This is a genomic window from Lachnoclostridium sp. (genome assembly GCF_031997925.1).
GTDB lineage: Bacteria > Bacillota > Clostridia > Lachnospirales > Lachnospiraceae > Lachnoclostridium.
On sequence record NZ_DAMADT010000008.1, the window covers coordinates 112,831 to 128,380 of the forward strand.

General features: G+C 36.2%; 13 protein-coding genes. 1 reads left to right on the top strand and 12 read right to left on the bottom strand.

Annotation, left to right across the window (positions count from 1 at the left end; genetic code table 11):
* The 8 genes from RTP52_RS07830 to RTP52_RS07865 form a co-directional block, all read right to left on the bottom strand.
* On the bottom strand, positions 1-523 hold a 523-nt coding region (locus RTP52_RS07830), incomplete at its 3' end, for a branched-chain amino acid ABC transporter permease (protein ID WP_312370312.1).
* A 103-nt stretch (positions 524-626) separates the two neighbouring features.
* Positions 627-1,793: an ABC transporter substrate-binding protein gene (locus RTP52_RS07835; protein WP_312103933.1), complete on the bottom strand. Its 1,167-nt coding sequence runs from the start codon at positions 1,791-1,793 to the stop codon at positions 627-629.
* Between the two features lie 215 nt (positions 1,794-2,008).
* The gene (locus tag RTP52_RS07840) at positions 2,009-2,299 is read right to left on the bottom strand and encodes a hypothetical protein (protein WP_312103936.1); all 291 of its coding nucleotides are present in this window, start codon (positions 2,297-2,299) and stop codon (positions 2,009-2,011) included.
* Between the two features lie 65 nt (positions 2,300-2,364).
* On the bottom strand, positions 2,365-4,083 hold the full coding sequence (locus RTP52_RS07845; RefSeq protein WP_312103938.1) for a S8 family peptidase: 1,719 nt from the start codon (positions 4,081-4,083) through the stop codon (positions 2,365-2,367).
* 88 nt (positions 4,084-4,171) lie between these two features.
* Positions 4,172-5,257: a C39 family peptidase gene (locus RTP52_RS07850; protein WP_312370356.1), complete on the bottom strand. Its 1,086-nt coding sequence runs from the start codon at positions 5,255-5,257 to the stop codon at positions 4,172-4,174.
* A 23-nt stretch (positions 5,258-5,280) separates the two neighbouring features.
* On the bottom strand, positions 5,281-6,729 hold the full coding sequence (gene clpX / locus RTP52_RS07855; protein WP_312370315.1) for an ATP-dependent Clp protease ATP-binding subunit ClpX: 1,449 nt from the start codon (positions 6,727-6,729) through the stop codon (positions 5,281-5,283).
* A gap of 254 nt (positions 6,730-6,983) precedes the next feature.
* Positions 6,984-7,385, bottom strand: a complete 402-nt coding sequence (locus RTP52_RS07860; protein WP_312107184.1) for a hypothetical protein — start codon at positions 7,383-7,385, stop codon at positions 6,984-6,986.
* Between the two features lie 248 nt (positions 7,386-7,633).
* A complete protein-coding gene (locus RTP52_RS07865; protein ID WP_312107185.1) occupies positions 7,634-9,055 on the bottom strand; it encodes an undecaprenyl-phosphate glucose phosphotransferase in 1,422 nt (473 codons plus the stop codon).
* 466 nt (positions 9,056-9,521) lie between these two features.
* On the opposite strand from RTP52_RS07865, the gene RTP52_RS07870 reads away from it, so the two are divergent.
* Positions 9,522-11,114, top strand: coding sequence for a S1C family serine protease (locus RTP52_RS07870; protein ID WP_312370317.1), 1,593 nt, complete (start codon positions 9,522-9,524; stop codon positions 11,112-11,114).
* Positions 11,115-11,451: 337 nt separating this feature from the next.
* On the opposite strand, the gene RTP52_RS07875 is transcribed toward RTP52_RS07870, so the two are convergent.
* Genes RTP52_RS07875 through RTP52_RS07890 form a run of 4 tightly spaced genes read right to left on the bottom strand, consistent with a single transcriptional unit; the run spans position 11,452 to position 15,401 of the window.
* The gene (locus tag RTP52_RS07875) at positions 11,452-12,642 is read right to left on the bottom strand and encodes a CDP-glycerol glycerophosphotransferase family protein (RefSeq protein WP_312370320.1); all 1,191 of its coding nucleotides are present in this window, start codon (positions 12,640-12,642) and stop codon (positions 11,452-11,454) included.
* Positions 12,639-13,814 carry a glycosyltransferase family 1 protein gene (locus RTP52_RS07880; RefSeq protein WP_312370322.1) on the bottom strand — a complete coding sequence of 392 codons (1,176 nt, stop codon included), beginning with the start codon at positions 13,812-13,814 and terminating at the stop codon, positions 12,639-12,641. The genes RTP52_RS07875 and RTP52_RS07880 overlap by 4 nt, the downstream gene beginning before the upstream one ends.
* Positions 13,815-13,840: 26 nt before the next feature.
* Positions 13,841-14,584 carry an ABC transporter ATP-binding protein gene (locus tag RTP52_RS07885; protein WP_312103125.1) on the bottom strand — a complete coding sequence of 248 codons (744 nt, stop codon included), beginning with the start codon at positions 14,582-14,584 and terminating at the stop codon, positions 13,841-13,843.
* A gap of 40 nt (positions 14,585-14,624) precedes the next feature.
* The gene (locus RTP52_RS07890; RefSeq protein ID WP_312103127.1) at positions 14,625-15,401 is read right to left on the bottom strand and encodes an ABC transporter permease; all 777 of its coding nucleotides are present in this window, start codon (positions 15,399-15,401) and stop codon (positions 14,625-14,627) included.
* Positions 15,402-15,550 lie beyond the last annotated feature (149 nt).

Below are 15,550 nucleotides of genomic sequence, written 5' to 3' on the forward strand. Positions count from 1 at the left end.
GTTTATCTTCCGATACTGCTCTCATTGCACTACCGATCTTCGTATACTTGACAAATAGTGTTAATAAGATCATGCATACTGTAGTGACTATAAAGGTTACTATCGTAATACCAGAGATGGTTATTTTTCCGATATGTAAAGCAGGTACCTCAATAAAAGTAGAAAAAGGAATTGGGGTCGCTTTAAATATCAAAAGAGCTACACTTTGTAATAAGTAACTAACACCGATAGCAGTAATTAAAACCGCTAAGGATGGAGCCTTACGTAGTGGTTTGTATGCCACTTTTTCAATGGTAATACCAAGTATGGTACATACTAACATGGTAAATATAACCGCTACTACTGGAGGCAGGCTAAGTTTTTCTATAAATATATATAAAGAATATGCTCCCACCATGATAATGTCACCGTGAGCGAAATTAATCATCTTTGCAATACCATATACCATGGTATAGCCGATTGCTATTAAAGCAAATATACTACCGGATCTTAGTCCATTAATCAATTGTTCCACAAACTCCATACTTTCACCTCATCTAAAAGCAAAACATTTCCGAAACAGCACCGTTTACTGATTCGGAAATGTAATTCTGCCACATTGCTACATCAAGTCGTTTGACCTACAATTACTGTCTTGAAGTGTAATTTCCATCCTTTATTTCGATGTATTTTGCACCTTTATTTGGCTCACCATCTGCGGTAAAGGATACACTACCTGTAAGACCATCTACTGTAATTTGCGTCATTGCTAAAATCATATCTTTGCTTTCTACAGAAGAAGCCTTTTCCATAGCTGCTTTTATTACATATACAGTATCATAGCCATCTGCTGCAAACTGATCTGGTACAGCACCGTATTTTGTCTGATAAGCCTCTACAAATTTCTTAATAGCAGGAGCTTCATCACTCGCAAAGAATGGGCTTAAGAAGATTGCACCTTCAAGAACAGCTGGGTCCTTAACTTGAGATAACACACCATCCCAACCATCGCTTCCAAGGAATGGGAGGTTCATACCAAGATCACTTGCCTGCTGTGTAATGTATGCTGCATCATTATAATAAGCAGGTACAAAGATTACTTCCGCATCCGTTGCTTTAATCTTTGTTAATTGAGTATTAAAATCAATCGCACCCTTTGTAAAGGCTTCGGCGGCAACAATAGTACCACCATTTACAGCTACCTGCTCGGAAAATGCATTCATAACACCGGTACTGTATTCATCCGAGCTGTTATAAATAATAGCAATTTTTTCGTAGCCTAATTCCCTTGCAAGATTTGCAAGGGTTACTCCCTGCATTGGATCTGTAAAACATAAGCGGAATGCATTCTCATATTCCGTACATTCCGCTGCAGATCCAGAAGGGGTTAACTGAAGAATTCCTGCTTCAAAAGTATCCTTCGTAATTGCAAGACAAGAGCCAGAAGTTACGGCACCAAGGATTGCTTGTGCTCCCCAATCCATTACTGTATTAAACGCGGTAACTGCGACATCAGGAGTTGCTTGATCATCTGCGAAATTCATCTCTAACATATAGTTCTTATCGCCAACAGTTACTCCACCTGCATCGTTAATTTCTTTGATTGCTATCGTAGCACCATTCTTAACCGAGTTTCCATAAGATGCTGCATCTCCGGTCAATGGCCCAATACCACCGATTTTAAAAGTAGCTGCTCCACTACCATTTTCATTTCCTGTTGTAGATCCACCATCCTTGGTACCGCAACCAACCAAAGATGCCGCCATAGCTGCCACAAGACCTAAGCTTGCTAACTTTTTAAGACTTTTCTTCATAATTTTATCCCCTTTTCTTTTCATGTCGTTACAAATCCTCATCCCAATAGAAATTGCAGAATGTTTCTTTTAAGAAATTATTTCACTTAAAAGATACTATTTTTATTTCTCCTCTGTACCACTTTAATACTTATAAACGTCAATATGTTAAAGCGTCATGGTTGAAAAAGAAGACGCCGTAAGACGCCTTTTTATGTCACTATAATACTCTTGAGCTAATTGTTTGTCAAGTCCCCACCGCATTTATCACAATATTCCAATCCTTCTAACGTAATTCCTCCACAGTCCGGACAAATAATTTTTTCCGGCATAATCTCCATCTCAATGATCTCATACTCACAGTCCTTTGTATTTCCCTGAGAAACGGAAGGGTTGTTATTCACAGTCGTTACCTTTGGTACGGTTACGGTTTTTGTCTCCTCAGGCGCTGTATTCTTACGTTCTAACTCAGCGATGTCTACCTTTTTCTTTGGGAATACACGAAGCAGCTTATTCATTAACGTCATATACTCGCATCCTTTTCTTTCATCTAGCACAATTATAGTATGGATGTGACTTCTTCGCAAGTAAATTATACCGTGAGACGCAAGCTTTCAAATGCGCCATAAATATCAAGAATTCCATAACCAAATTGTTTGTTTGGGTACTCCGTACCTATTCTTTTTGCTCCCCTTATCATTAGAGTTTTAATATTCGTCGTATTAAAATTAAAGCTGTTTTCTCTAACGATAGCCCACTCCAATAAAAGTGCCGCTGCACCTGCTGTATGAGCTGCTGCAATACTTGTTCCACTCTTAATAGAAAAGGTATTCCCAGGTGCAGGGCCATAGATATTCACTCCTGGTGCTGCAATATCAGGTTTCACATTCCCTCTTCTTGTATAACCACGCCCAGAATTAATATAGATACTGTTATTAACATGATTGCATGCCGCTACCGTAATAGGTCTCATAGTATTCCCAGGATCCGTGATTGTAATATCAGGGTTTGGTTGTATAAAATATGTATTGGAAGTCAAAAATTTCTTGATTGGTAACCAAAGATCAAATTCATTATTAAAAGACTGTTCCCGAAAAACCCGGATTTTCCATATCCCTGGCGTTGGGCTTTCGAATCGAATAATAACTGATTCGTCACCGGTTCGTCGTTCTATTACTCGATAATCAACATAAATAACCGTAGGCTCAAATAGAAAGGAAATCACCCGATTGTTATTAACCCTTGGTGGAATCCTATTGATATACTCTCCGCTCGGTGAAATAAAACCAATAGAGTAAATGCTAGGTGCCCTGACCCAAAATTCTAATGTAAAACCTTTTTCTCCCTCTCCTACGTTAATTTCCGCATCTACATAATCCTCTGTTTGAGGGACAATCCCACGGTAATGTCCTCCACTATTTCCCTCGTTACCAGTCGGGAGTACAACACAGAAACCAGTATTGTCGGATAAATTCTCCAAATACTCATCCCAGATCCCGCTGCCATCATGTCCTCCGGAATTTGTTCCAACCCCAATACAAATAACAAGTGGCTTTTTAAGCTCAATTGCTAAATCAAGCAGATACTTTGTACCCATTACAAGATCTGTTTCTTGAAAGCACTCCACATCATCACGGATATAGTAAAAATCCCTTAAATATTTTTTTGCTTGTTTTAACTTTACCATTACAATATCCGCCAGAGGAGCTGCTCCGGTAAAGTCATTTTTAATATCAATATTACCAGCTGCTATCCCTGCTATGAATGTACCATGACCATTCGTATCGGTAGAAGGTACAACAGATAACGGATCATCACTTTTTAGTGCCTCATTTATTTGTTCCCTCGTATACTCGGTCCCATAATAATATCCCTTTGGTGGTGTTCCCGTTTGTATGGTCTGGTCCCATATACGTACCACGCGTGAGGTGTTATCTGCATTCTTAAAAATCTCATGTTGATAATCAATTCCTGTGTCAATAAACCCAACGATAACATCCCTTCCCAATAAATTCAGAAATGGCTGTCTACGAACATTATGAACACCTATATACTCCATATTAGTTTCGTCCATCAACCCATAACACTTAGGAAAAGAACTGTAATAAAAATTGTACTTTTGTATATCTGAAAAATCAGCAATTGGCTGATGGACTATTGTATATCTTGGATTCACAACTTGTATACAGTCAGCTCCATAAAATGTCATCATTTCAGCTATTGATCCACGTACCAGAGCAAAGGAATCTATCACATTCTCAGAGAGAATGGCTTCTTTACATTGGGAATTAAAATCAGAATCACCATTCATTCTATCACCACATAGTTTCATTTCTATAATCTATGCGCTGTAGCCTAGCCGTAATCATATTTCTATTTTTTTACATGAATATAATTATTTACTTACTAATTACCCAAAAAGGCCCATTTTCAGCTGCCCAAGCTTTTGCCTCATTCACTATAAGGGATGCCTCAAAGGACTCGTTCGTTAATTCTTTACTATTCGGGTCTGCGACCAAAATCTTTCCGTCCTCTGTAATGCCTCGAAGAACAATGAAGTGCCCACTTTTTGTAAAAGTTCCCTTTCCCATTAAAGCAATAATCAAATTGCCAGAAGATAACGCACTCTTTATTTTATCAGCTGCATCCGGTGTATTTTCAACCCCTTCTACCTTAAGTCCAAAGGCTTTTGCTGCATCCGGAATTAATCCATGAATCGAACCACTACCAGAATACCAATAACCGCGATCATAGGCCCATTTACACATTTGCTCAGGATCAATGTTAACGTTAGTAAAGGCTGATATTACCATTGCAAGCGAAGTAGGTCCACAACCATATTCTGCTATGGTATCGGAACCACCATAAAACTTTTGCCCCCACCTTGGGTCTGTTTGCATATAATAAGTTAAGTCGACTGCCCCGCTACTACTCAAAGACTCTCCTGTTTGTGCTTCGGACAAGTTCGCTATAAATGCCTCTTGACTTAATTTATTAGAAGCAGAATTCTCATTCCCTCCCTTGGAATCTTCAGAACTCGAGGAATTTCCTCCCGCATCTCCTTCTGGTATACCAGCATTGTCTAATGCCCCTTCCTTATTACCATTGTTTTGGTTAGCGTCACTAGAAGGATCACCGTTATTTTGATTTCGGTTTCCTGAATTGTCTATCGCATCATCTTTGTTTGAGCCTGATTGATCATCCTTCTTAGAATTTGATTGATTGTCCCCATTTTGTGATGCCTCATCCTCTTTTCCTGAGGAAGTATTCTGGCCCTCTGTCTCTGGTACCTCTGTTATTTCAGGGGTAGCTTCCGGAGTGATTGTTATCCCATTTTCCTTGTTTGGCTTCGTTCCTGCCTCAACACTTCCGTTTCTTGTAATCTTTATTCCTGCATATAATCCAATGAGAATTATTAAACACAAAAGCTCAACCGCTATTATGCGGTTAAGCTTTGCTCCCTTACTAATCTTCTTCACTTTCATCACTGGCCCCTTCTCCTAGAGTCTTATCCTTTTTGCGTTAGCATAGGTGTCCTAACACTACCACGCATTTCTATCATTGGAGCTCCCTTTTTCTCAATATAATCTCTTGTGATTGTAACACGACCTATACTGTCATCCTTTGGTATCTCATACATGATATCTAACATAAACTCTTCTATAATGGCACGAAGTGCACGTGCACCAGTTTTTTTCTCCATTGCCTTCTCTGCAATTGCTTCTAGTGCACTCTGATCAAAATTCAGATCAACCTCATCGAGTGCTAATAATTTCTTATATTGTTTTAATATTGCGTTCTTAGGCTCAATTAATATCTTAGTTAGCATATCTTTTGTTAGAGATTCTAAAGAATAAACAACCGGAAGTCTTCCTAGAAATTCAGGAATCATTCCAAACTCACGTAAGTCATCCACAGATACTTTTTGAAATAAGTTTGGATCATCATCATATTTATCTTTCAAATCAGCCGAAAAACCGATGGATGATTGTTTGTTCAAACGCGCTTTGATAATCTTATCTAGATCTGGGAATGCTCCCCCACAGATAAACAGAATATTTTTTGTATTAATTGTAGTGAGTGGAACCATTGCGTTCTTACTGGTGGCTCCAACTGGAACTTCTACTTCACTACCTTCTAACAACTTTAATAATCCCTGTTGTACAGACTCTCCACTTACATCACGATTATTTGTACTCTTTTTCTTCGCTATCTTATCAATTTCATCGATAAAGACAATTCCTTGCTCTGCTTTTTCTACATCATTATCAGCAGCCGCTAATAATTTACTAAGAACACTCTCAACGTCATCTCCAATATAACCAGCTTCCGTTAAGGAAGTAGCATCCGTAATTGCTAGCGGTACATTAAGTATTCTAGCTAGTGTCTTTACTAAATAAGTTTTTCCGCTACCAGTTGGTCCAATCATTAACATATTGGATTTTTCTATTTCTACATCCTCCATCAAAGGATTGCCGGTATCTTTTTGCTTCGCCACACGTTTATAATGATTATATACAGCAACAGAGATTACCTTTTTTGCATGGTTTTGTCCTATAACAAATTCATCCAACGATGCCTTAATAATATGAGGGGCAGGGAGTTTTTTAATATCGATTACTTTTTCCTTTTCATTTTCCTTGTCCTCTGTTTTTTTCGCTGGTTCTTCTGCTTTTTTCTTAATTTTCTGACGGTTTGGGATATCCTGTTGCATCATAAATCCCATCATCGCAGGATTTAATGCAGACATATCCATATAAGGATTATTACCATTGTTCATTGTATCAAAGGTCTTTTGCATACAGCTTTGACAGATACAGATATTCCCTGGTATGTTAATCATCTTCCCAGCTTTACTTTCTGGTCTTCTACAAATATAACAAATTTCTTCATATTTATTTTTTTTATTATCCTCGTTATGATCGAGGTCATTATCCTTTTTATTTTCATCACTCATGGATAGTTCTCCTTCCAATCTTACAGCCTAGGATGTCTAGTATCAACAAAAGAAAGCATCTAATATGGTCATTATAGCGTAATCCTTGGTATTAGACAATAGGTACTAAAACACTTGAATACATGCCCTCTCAGTAACCGGAAGAATGAAAATGAAATTCCAATGGATTTCATTTTTATTCTTCCATTGTGAAGTTTTAGAATTTCTTAGGTGGCGTCTTTTGGCACCTTAGAAATTCTCTTCACAATTCACACTTAACTCTTTTTCATAAACTCAGTTTGACACTTTGGACAACGAACCATAATCTTACCTTTTCCTCTTGGTACACGAATCTTTTGCTTACACTGAGGACAAGAGTAAATATGGTGAGTCTTGCTTTGACTTTTTCGATATTTTATTTTACTAATATAATACTTTATTTTATCTACTTGTTTTGTGTAAAATAGATTTTCTTTATATCTTTGCTGATGATTTCTTGAAAATACACGAAATGTACTATAAATAATTAAAATTAGTGCTAATGTGTAAAATACCTGTGGTAACACAAACCAAGATAATAGCAAAAAGACCATGGCTATCACAGACATTGCTCGCGAAAACGCGTCCGAACCATACCTTCCCACCATAAACCTAGCAAATGACTCTCTCCATCTCATACTCTTACCTCCAATTTTTTATCTATATGCTTACAAAAACGCTCCCAACCCCTTAGGTGGGAGATGAATTGTGCGTAGCAATTCCCGAATTGCTTTACCCAGTTATTTGATATGATGTTCTTTATTGTAGACCTTAAAACTCAAACATTCAAATTAAATTTTCGTTAAATCATCTTAATTAATATTAAAAAAAGGATACTGTAACATTCTATGCTACAATATCCTTCCTTACACTAGCGTATTCATGCTTAATAGGCATTTTTATTTATAAATCCTTTAAATACGGTTAAGAATAATATCTTAACGTCAAGACCAAGCGTCCAGTTTTCTATATAATATAAATCACATTCAATACGTTTCCTAATTGAAGTATCTCCACGAAATCCATTGATTTGAGCCCAACCGGTAAGACCTGGGCGGACTTGATGCTTAATCATATAGCGAGGAACTTCCTCCTTAAACTTCTCCACAAAGTAAGGGCGTTCTGGTCTAGGACCAATCAAACTCATATCTCCACGCAAAACGTTAAAGAGCTGTGGTAATTCATCAATACTTGTTTTTCGAATAAAACGGCCAATCGAAGTCACTCTGGTATCATTTGCTGTTGTCCATGCCTTCTTTTCACTCTTCTCAGATTGTACGACCATCGAACGGAACTTGTACATCTTAAATTCCTTATTGTGAAGACCTACACGTACTTGAGAGTAGATAATAGGGCCCGGGGAAGTAAACTTAATTATCAGAGCAACGATAGCCATTGGTATTGAGAACAAGATAAGAGCAACAACGACCCCAAAGACATCTACCAACCGCTTCACAATACCATTAAATGAATTATTTAAAGGAACATTACGTATATTAATCACTGGTAGACCATTCAGATCTTCCATTACAGGTATTGTTGGAATTATATTGTGATAATCAGGAACAAACTTCGTATGAGCTCCCGCTTTTTCACAGACTCCTACTAGGTACTCTAATTTTGCATATTCGTTTATACTAAGAGTTACTGCAATCTCATCCAAATCATTTTGATCAAGAATCGTCTGCAACTCATCGGTTGTACCTATTACTTTCACCTTTTTATAGGTAGTACCTACCTCCATGGTATCGTCAAGAATACCATAGATGTGATAACCCCAATCCGGGTTTCCAGTAAGTCGATCAATATACCCTTCTGCAGCACGGCTATACCCAACGATAAGTATATGCTTTTGATTAAATCCCTTCTTTCTCATTTCACTAAGAATTTTCGCTAGGATTAATCGAAATAATGCTCCATATAAAACACTTACCGTCATAAAGGTAGCAGAGAATTTACGAGATACATCCAACTCCTTTGTTAAATATAGTATCGATATAAATACTAAAATACCAAGGAAATTCGCCTTCACTAAATTCCATACCATAATACGTTTGCTATGGCTTCGTTGAGGCTTGTACATATTACAAGAAGAATATATTATTAAATATGCTGGAACTAAGATATAGAGATAAGGCAATAATTTATATAACTTATAAAATTGTTCACCATCCTCTAACTCAAAGAAAGGCATTCCTATTAGTAAACGGAATCGTAAGTAATAGGCGGATATATAAGCCAAAATAATTAAGATCCCATCTATAATTATATGAATTCGGTTTAATATTTTCTGATTATCCTTTATCATTCATTACCTCATTTCTGCGCAGCTCATTGTCTTGCTTGTAAGACAATGAATATCATCAAGTTAGTGGATGCGATGCAGATACAAACTTGATGAGTGATAGATTGAAAAATCTTTTTTTCTTTGCTCTTTAAATGAATCCAATCATCACATTGTTTATAAGAAAAGATAGAATACTGCCATATGTGTCATATTTAAAATAATTGAAATTTATGGCAAAATTATTGCAGTATGTTTAAGAATTTCTTACTACTACAATAATTATGCAACCAGTAAGTACTTTACTGATTATATCAAATAATTTACAATTATACAGATTTTTAAACATTTCTTCACATTATATTCACAAACTATTGATACTATGGAACAAAGAAATCCAAAACAGCTACTGCTGTTACGTCAGATTTCAATTATAGACACTTTTATTAAATATGCAAGTATTATTTTATTTATAAAGGAGCAATGCGATATGACAGAGAATAATTCTAATTTTAGTAATTCAAATGATAATCAACTTAATAATTCAAATGATAACGTATCTGGTAATTTAAATGATAATCAACAAAAACCGCAAAATACCTACAGCTTCTGGGCGGAGCAAATTGGACAAAATCAAAGTGCCTCTAGTTTCTCTTCTCAGAATAAAGAAACAAACAATAACAATGCCAATGAACAAACACTAAACTCTCACATTTATAGCGCTAACCAAGGAAGCCAAAATTTTTATAATGTACCTCCTGCAAATGATAACCCTCCAAAAAAGAAAGGATCTAAAGTAGGGAAAGCTACAGGTTTTCTTCTAAAAGCGGTATCCTTTGGTGTCATTGCTTCCTTAACTTTCCTTGGCTGCAATGCTTTATATCGTAATTATGAAGGTTCTGATTCTCAAGGAAGAACTTCATTAAATAGTAATGGATTATTTCTAGAGCCTGCTAGCAAAGACAATAAGCTTGCTTCCACAACTGTCTCTCAAGACGTCACCATACAAAGTACCGACGTTTCCGATATTGTAGAACAAACTATGCCTGCTACTGTAGCGATTACCAGTACTATGAATCAAAACTTTAATATTTGGGGACAGAATTATGGTCAAGAAGTAAGTGGAGGAGGTTCCGGTATTATTATTGGAAAAACCGACAAAGAATTACTTATTGCAACGAACAATCACGTAGTAGCTGATGCAACCAAGATTCTTGTAACTTTTATTGATGATTCCACTGCAGAGGCAACCATCAAGGGGCGTAACTCCTCTGCTGACCTTGCTGTTATTTCTATCGATGTAAGTAAATTAGGGAAAGATACACTCGATAAAATAAAAGTTGCTAAGCTTGGTAATTCTGATGATATTAAGGTAGGTCAGATGGCGATTGCAATCGGTAACGCACTTGGTTATGGTCAGACAGTAACTGTTGGTTATATCAGTGCCAAAGAGCGTGAGATTACCGTTGATAATGGTAACAAATTAGAAGTTCTCCAGACTGATGCAGCAATTAACCCAGGTAACAGCGGTGGTGCCTTAATTAATATAAAAGGTGAAGTTATCGGTATCAATTCCGCAAAACTTGCTAGCGCAGAAGTAGAAGGAATGGGTTATGCAATCCCAATTTCAAAAGCATCCCCAATCGTCGATGAGTTAATGAACCGTGAAGTTCTTACTGACAATGAAAAAGGATACCTTGGTGTTTACCCAAAAGATGTAAATGCAGAATATGCACAGGCCTACAATTGGCCAGTTGGAGCCTATGTCTACCAATTAGTAGAAGGTGGTGCTGCAGAAAAAGCAGGCATCTATCAAGGTGATATCATTACTTCGGTGAATGGAGCAACCGTAAAAACAGGTGATGAATTAAGAGAAGCGGTAACCTCTTATCGATATGGTACGACAGTAAAGGTAACATTAATGCGTTTAATAGATGGAGAATATAAAGAAATGACTGTTGATGTAGTTCTTCAGGCAAATACGACTGACAAAAAAACAAATACTCCAACAGAGGCTCCAGCAGAGACTCCAGCGGATGATAACAAACAAGTTCCTGAGATTACAGTAGTACCACAACCATAGCTCTAAATATTATTAAAATCTTAGATAGAGAGTATTTGATAAATCATTATTCTAAAGTAGTTGATAAATTTTTATTCTAAGGTAGTGGATAAATCTTTATTCTAAAGTAGTTGATAAATCTCTATTCTAAAGTAGTCGATAAATCTTTATTCTAAAGTAGTCGATAAATTTAAACAATGAGAATTTGTTAATTAATAGTTATAGAAAAAGACCGAAGGATTAATACGATTATGTTATATTCATATCGTAAAATCTTCGGTCTTTTTATTCATGAAAAGAAAAGTTCACAAAGCGTACCTTTTCTTATTATATAATAAAACTTATTTTATTATATAACTTATTTCTTCTTATAAGCTCTTTTTACCACTTGTTCAATACGATCAGCAACTTTTATTGAAGCTGCCCCTGTTTCTTTTACCTCAAGCTCCGACAAAAAACGTTTCACTTTCTCTTGTTCTGAATCCTCGTAAAATCTAATCTTATCGTTTAATTCATCTTCCGTATAAGCGATTGGAAACGGAAGTGTAGGAAAGTCAAAATAAAAACCTCTCTCTTTCATATAGTTTTTGTAATCTTTCGCATATAAAAAGACAGGACGATTCATCAAGGAAAATTCAAACATGGTATTCGAATAATCTGTAATTAATACATCTGCAATCAACATCAGTTCATACATATCTTTGTAGGAACTAGCATCAATACGGTTACCTAATTTCTTTAACTGTGTACTTTGCTCTCTAACCAGTGGATGAAGGCGTTCCATTGCAATGAACTCTCCACCAAATCTCTTCGATAACTCACTACAGAGAACATCATAATGAAGTTCGTATACCGATAAATCCTCTGAACTTCGATAGGTTGGTGCATACAATACAATCTTTTTCGTCTTATCAATACCTAATCTTGATTTGATCTGATTCTTTAAGTTATCATTTGTGGAAAGTAAAAGATCCATTCGAGGGCTTCCCCACTCTGCTATTTCACCAGTAAACCAAAATGCTCTTCGATACATCTTGGTACAATAAGTACTGTTAGATACATACAAATCCGTCATCAAAGAATCCTTTTTTGCGCGTTTAATGTAAGTTTCACCAAGATAGTCTTCACAATCGCCTTCTATTTTCTTTAGCGCAAATCCTCCGTGCCACAACTGTATATAATACTGGTTCTTCCTCTTTTTAATATAACCTTCTTTTCGGTTACACTCGACCCACAACTTAGCGGTAGCAAGTGAATAGATTGCAGATAACGTATTTGTCTTTTTTACCTTCACCGATTTTGATATGGTTACATTCTCTGGACGATTGCATATAAAAATAAGCTCATAAGGTTTCTTTCTGCTTATAAGCTCTTCTGTCACATACTTTACATTATCGCCGAATCCCCATACATTCATCAATACGATTCGATTCTTCCTAATAGGGAAGATTCGAAACAGATAAAAGAATACGGTAATGAATCCATACCGTATTCCTTTATATAGTTCAATAAGAGGTTTTGGCATTAGCCTCTTAATTCGTTCTCTCATAAGCACTCCAAAATCTCACCAAACTGCTTTCCTGTCTTCTCCCAGCTTAGTGTATTTAAATATTCTTGTGCATTCTCTTGCTGTTCCCTAAGAACTTCTGGTGTGGAAATTACATTTTTTAATTTATGATATAAATCATCTGCTGACATCTCAACTAAAGTAGCACAATTCTTTGGGAAGAAATATTCAAATGTACCTTCACTAAATTCAATAAGCGGTAATCCAGTAGCTAACATCTCATATGGTACAGTACAGATATTGGTCATGGATGCTACTAGACCAAAATCAGCTTCCTCGTATAAGGAGCGAAGCTCTTGTTTGTTTAACATCCCTATATTTTCACCGCCACGAACCTTAAAGGTCTTCGCTTCCCCGTAATACTTCGCAGTAAGTTTAATACCATCTTCCTTTAGCATCTTACTAACTTTTTCAATCATGTATTGAACTACACATGGAAGGCGCTTTCCATAATATTTAAGATATACAGCAATTACAATCTCTTTCTTATCTGAATAGCTACCAAAATCTCTTTCTTTCAACGGATATTCTGCTCTTTCATATGGAAAATCAACAATATCGATTGGAGAAATCGGTTTACATTCATGCTCAATCATCTGTTTATTCCAAGCACCGAAACTTACCATATGCAGACCCTGCTCATATGTCTTTTTTGCCATTAAAAACATTTCACCAAAGGTATAAAAGTATGGCTCATAGTCCTGAACATAATACATCTTATAACTGCCTAGCTTCTTGATGTGAGATACGGTATCCCAGCCAGTAGCAACCACAACGTCCGGACATTTTTTCTCATTAAATTTACGAAAGGACGCTGCTGTTAAAAAGGTTCCTTGCACTCCTGGTAGATTGCATTTAGCAACATACTCCATCTCTTCCTTGCTTTGTGATTTATAAACCGCATAATATACGTGATATCCCTGTTTTGATAATTCCGTTCCTAAACGTAAAACCGATGTCTGCCCACCAACAAAACGAACCATACGGGTTAATAGAAAGCAAATTGATTTTACTTTTTTAGGTGGAATATTCTCCACTACAGAAGGATCATAATTTTCTAATAAAGCGTTGACACGATAAGCATCTACCCTTGCTTGTGCACTATGAATCAAGCTGAGTAATGTTCTCTTTCCCTCTCGAATTAAGGCTTCCATGTGAGTCCTCCATTGCATCTTTATTGTTATTTATTTAGCTTCTGCTCATATAAATTGCAAACTGTTTCCGAATCTCCCTGCGCAACAATTCGACCCTTTTCAATAATGATAGCGCGGTCGCATATAGAACGCACCTGCGCAAGACTATGTGATACAAACAAAACAGTAATCTGCTTATCAAACATGTCCTTTATCTTCTTTTCACTTTTCTTTCTAAATTTAGCATCACCAACCGACAAAACCTCATCCAAAATTAAAATATCTGGCTCTACTACAGTCGCAATCGCAAAACCAAGTCTGGATTTCATACCAGAGGAGTAATTTTTTAATGGTACATTAATAAAATCTCCTAGCTCGGAAAACTCTACGATTTCATCAAATTTCTCCTTGATAAAACTCTTAGGATAGCCGAGTACTGCTCCGTATAAATAAATATTCTCAGCGCCAGTATATTCTTTATCAAATCCGGCTCCAAGTTCAAGCAATGGTACAATACTTCCATACTTTGTTACCGAGCCTTCGGTTGCTTTTAATACTCCAGCGATAACTTTTAAAAGAGTACTTTTACCAGCACCATTTAAACCTAAGATTCCGACACGTTGTCCTTTTTTTATCTGAAATGATACTTCTTTTAGAGCCCAGAATTCATTGTAACGAATTTCTCTTCGAGCTAGCTTAATAGCAAACTCCTTCAAGCTATCGACTTTTTCTGCGCTCATATTAAATCTAACACCAACATTATTTACTTTTAATGCTATATTATTATCCATTCTTCCTCCATTCAGTTCCTAACCTTGCCTTTCGCATCTCTTAGATATATAATACGAATTTATCTTGCTTTCTATAAAACATGAATACGCCAATAATAAGTAAGAGTACACTAATCCCAGCAGAATACAAAAAATACTTTGTATTCATTGGATCCCCTAAAACTGCATTTCGGAAATTCTGTATGATACCAAACAGTGGGTTATATTTTAAAATCCATGCGTTGCTACTTTTTAGTATCTTATCTGGATTGTAGAATACAGCTGATGCATACATAATAAGCGTTAGGATAACACCCCAAAGATATTCTGTATCACGGAAAAATACGCCTAAGGTTGCTAAAATAAATCCAACACCAATAGTTAGAACAAGTAATGTTAACATAGGAAAGATAGCCTCTAAAAGATGCCAGGTAGGTTTTATATCCTGCTGGATAGCTACGACAAATAAAACAAATAATGATATTAAAAATGTTACAAATCCTGATAAAGTAGAAGATAGTGGATAGATATACTTTGGTACATAAACCTTTCTTATCATTGCACTATTTCTACGAATCGATTTTAGAGCTAATTTGGTGCCGTTTGAAAAGTAAGAATACAACAAACGGCCACATAATACGAATACTGGGTAATGAGGTGTGTCATGTCCCATCAGGGTTGTAAATACAATTGTTAAAACAATCATTGTTAACAAAGGCTCTAACATGGTCCAAAATAAACCTAATACGGAATTTCGGTATTTTAATTTAATGTCTTTTTTTATTAGTTCCACTAGTAAGTATCTATACTTTTTAAAATTACTTAATATTCTTTTCAAATTATCCTCCATTCTTGCGCACGCATTTACGCATTGGAAGCCGTAAAAACCAAACGTAAAGAAACGTTATTAAAAATTGCTACACAATCTACCAGAGACAGTATCTCATTCAAGAATGGATATGTCAATAGACAAGATTATGTAGCAGC

Coding starts and splice junctions, on each gene's coding strand:
- RTP52_RS07885 (WP_312103125.1), bottom strand. CDS start 14,584: ATGGATAATAATATAGCATTAAAAGTAAATAATGTTGGTGTTAGATTT.
- RTP52_RS07845 (WP_312103938.1), bottom strand. CDS start 4,083: ATGAATGGTGATTCTGATTTTAATTCCCAATGTAAAGAAGCCATTCTC.
- RTP52_RS07860 (WP_312107184.1), bottom strand. CDS start 7,385: ATGAGATGGAGAGAGTCATTTGCTAGGTTTATGGTGGGAAGGTATGGT.
- RTP52_RS07880 (WP_312370322.1), bottom strand. CDS start 13,814: ATGGAAGCCTTAATTCGAGAGGGAAAGAGAACATTACTCAGCTTGATT.
- RTP52_RS07835 (WP_312103933.1), bottom strand. CDS start 1,793: ATGAAGAAAAGTCTTAAAAAGTTAGCAAGCTTAGGTCTTGTGGCAGCT.
- clpX (WP_312370315.1), bottom strand. CDS start 6,729: ATGAGTGATGAAAATAAAAAGGATAATGACCTCGATCATAACGAGGAT.
- RTP52_RS07865 (WP_312107185.1), bottom strand. CDS start 9,055: ATGATAAAGGATAATCAGAAAATATTAAACCGAATTCATATAATTATA.
- RTP52_RS07850 (WP_312370356.1), bottom strand. CDS start 5,257: ATGAAAGTGAAGAAGATTAGTAAGGGAGCAAAGCTTAACCGCATAATA.
- RTP52_RS07870 (WP_312370317.1), top strand. CDS start 9,522: ATGACAGAGAATAATTCTAATTTTAGTAATTCAAATGATAATCAACTT.
- RTP52_RS07875 (WP_312370320.1), bottom strand. CDS start 12,642: ATGAGAGAACGAATTAAGAGGCTAATGCCAAAACCTCTTATTGAACTA.
- RTP52_RS07840 (WP_312103936.1), bottom strand. CDS start 2,299: ATGACGTTAATGAATAAGCTGCTTCGTGTATTCCCAAAGAAAAAGGTA.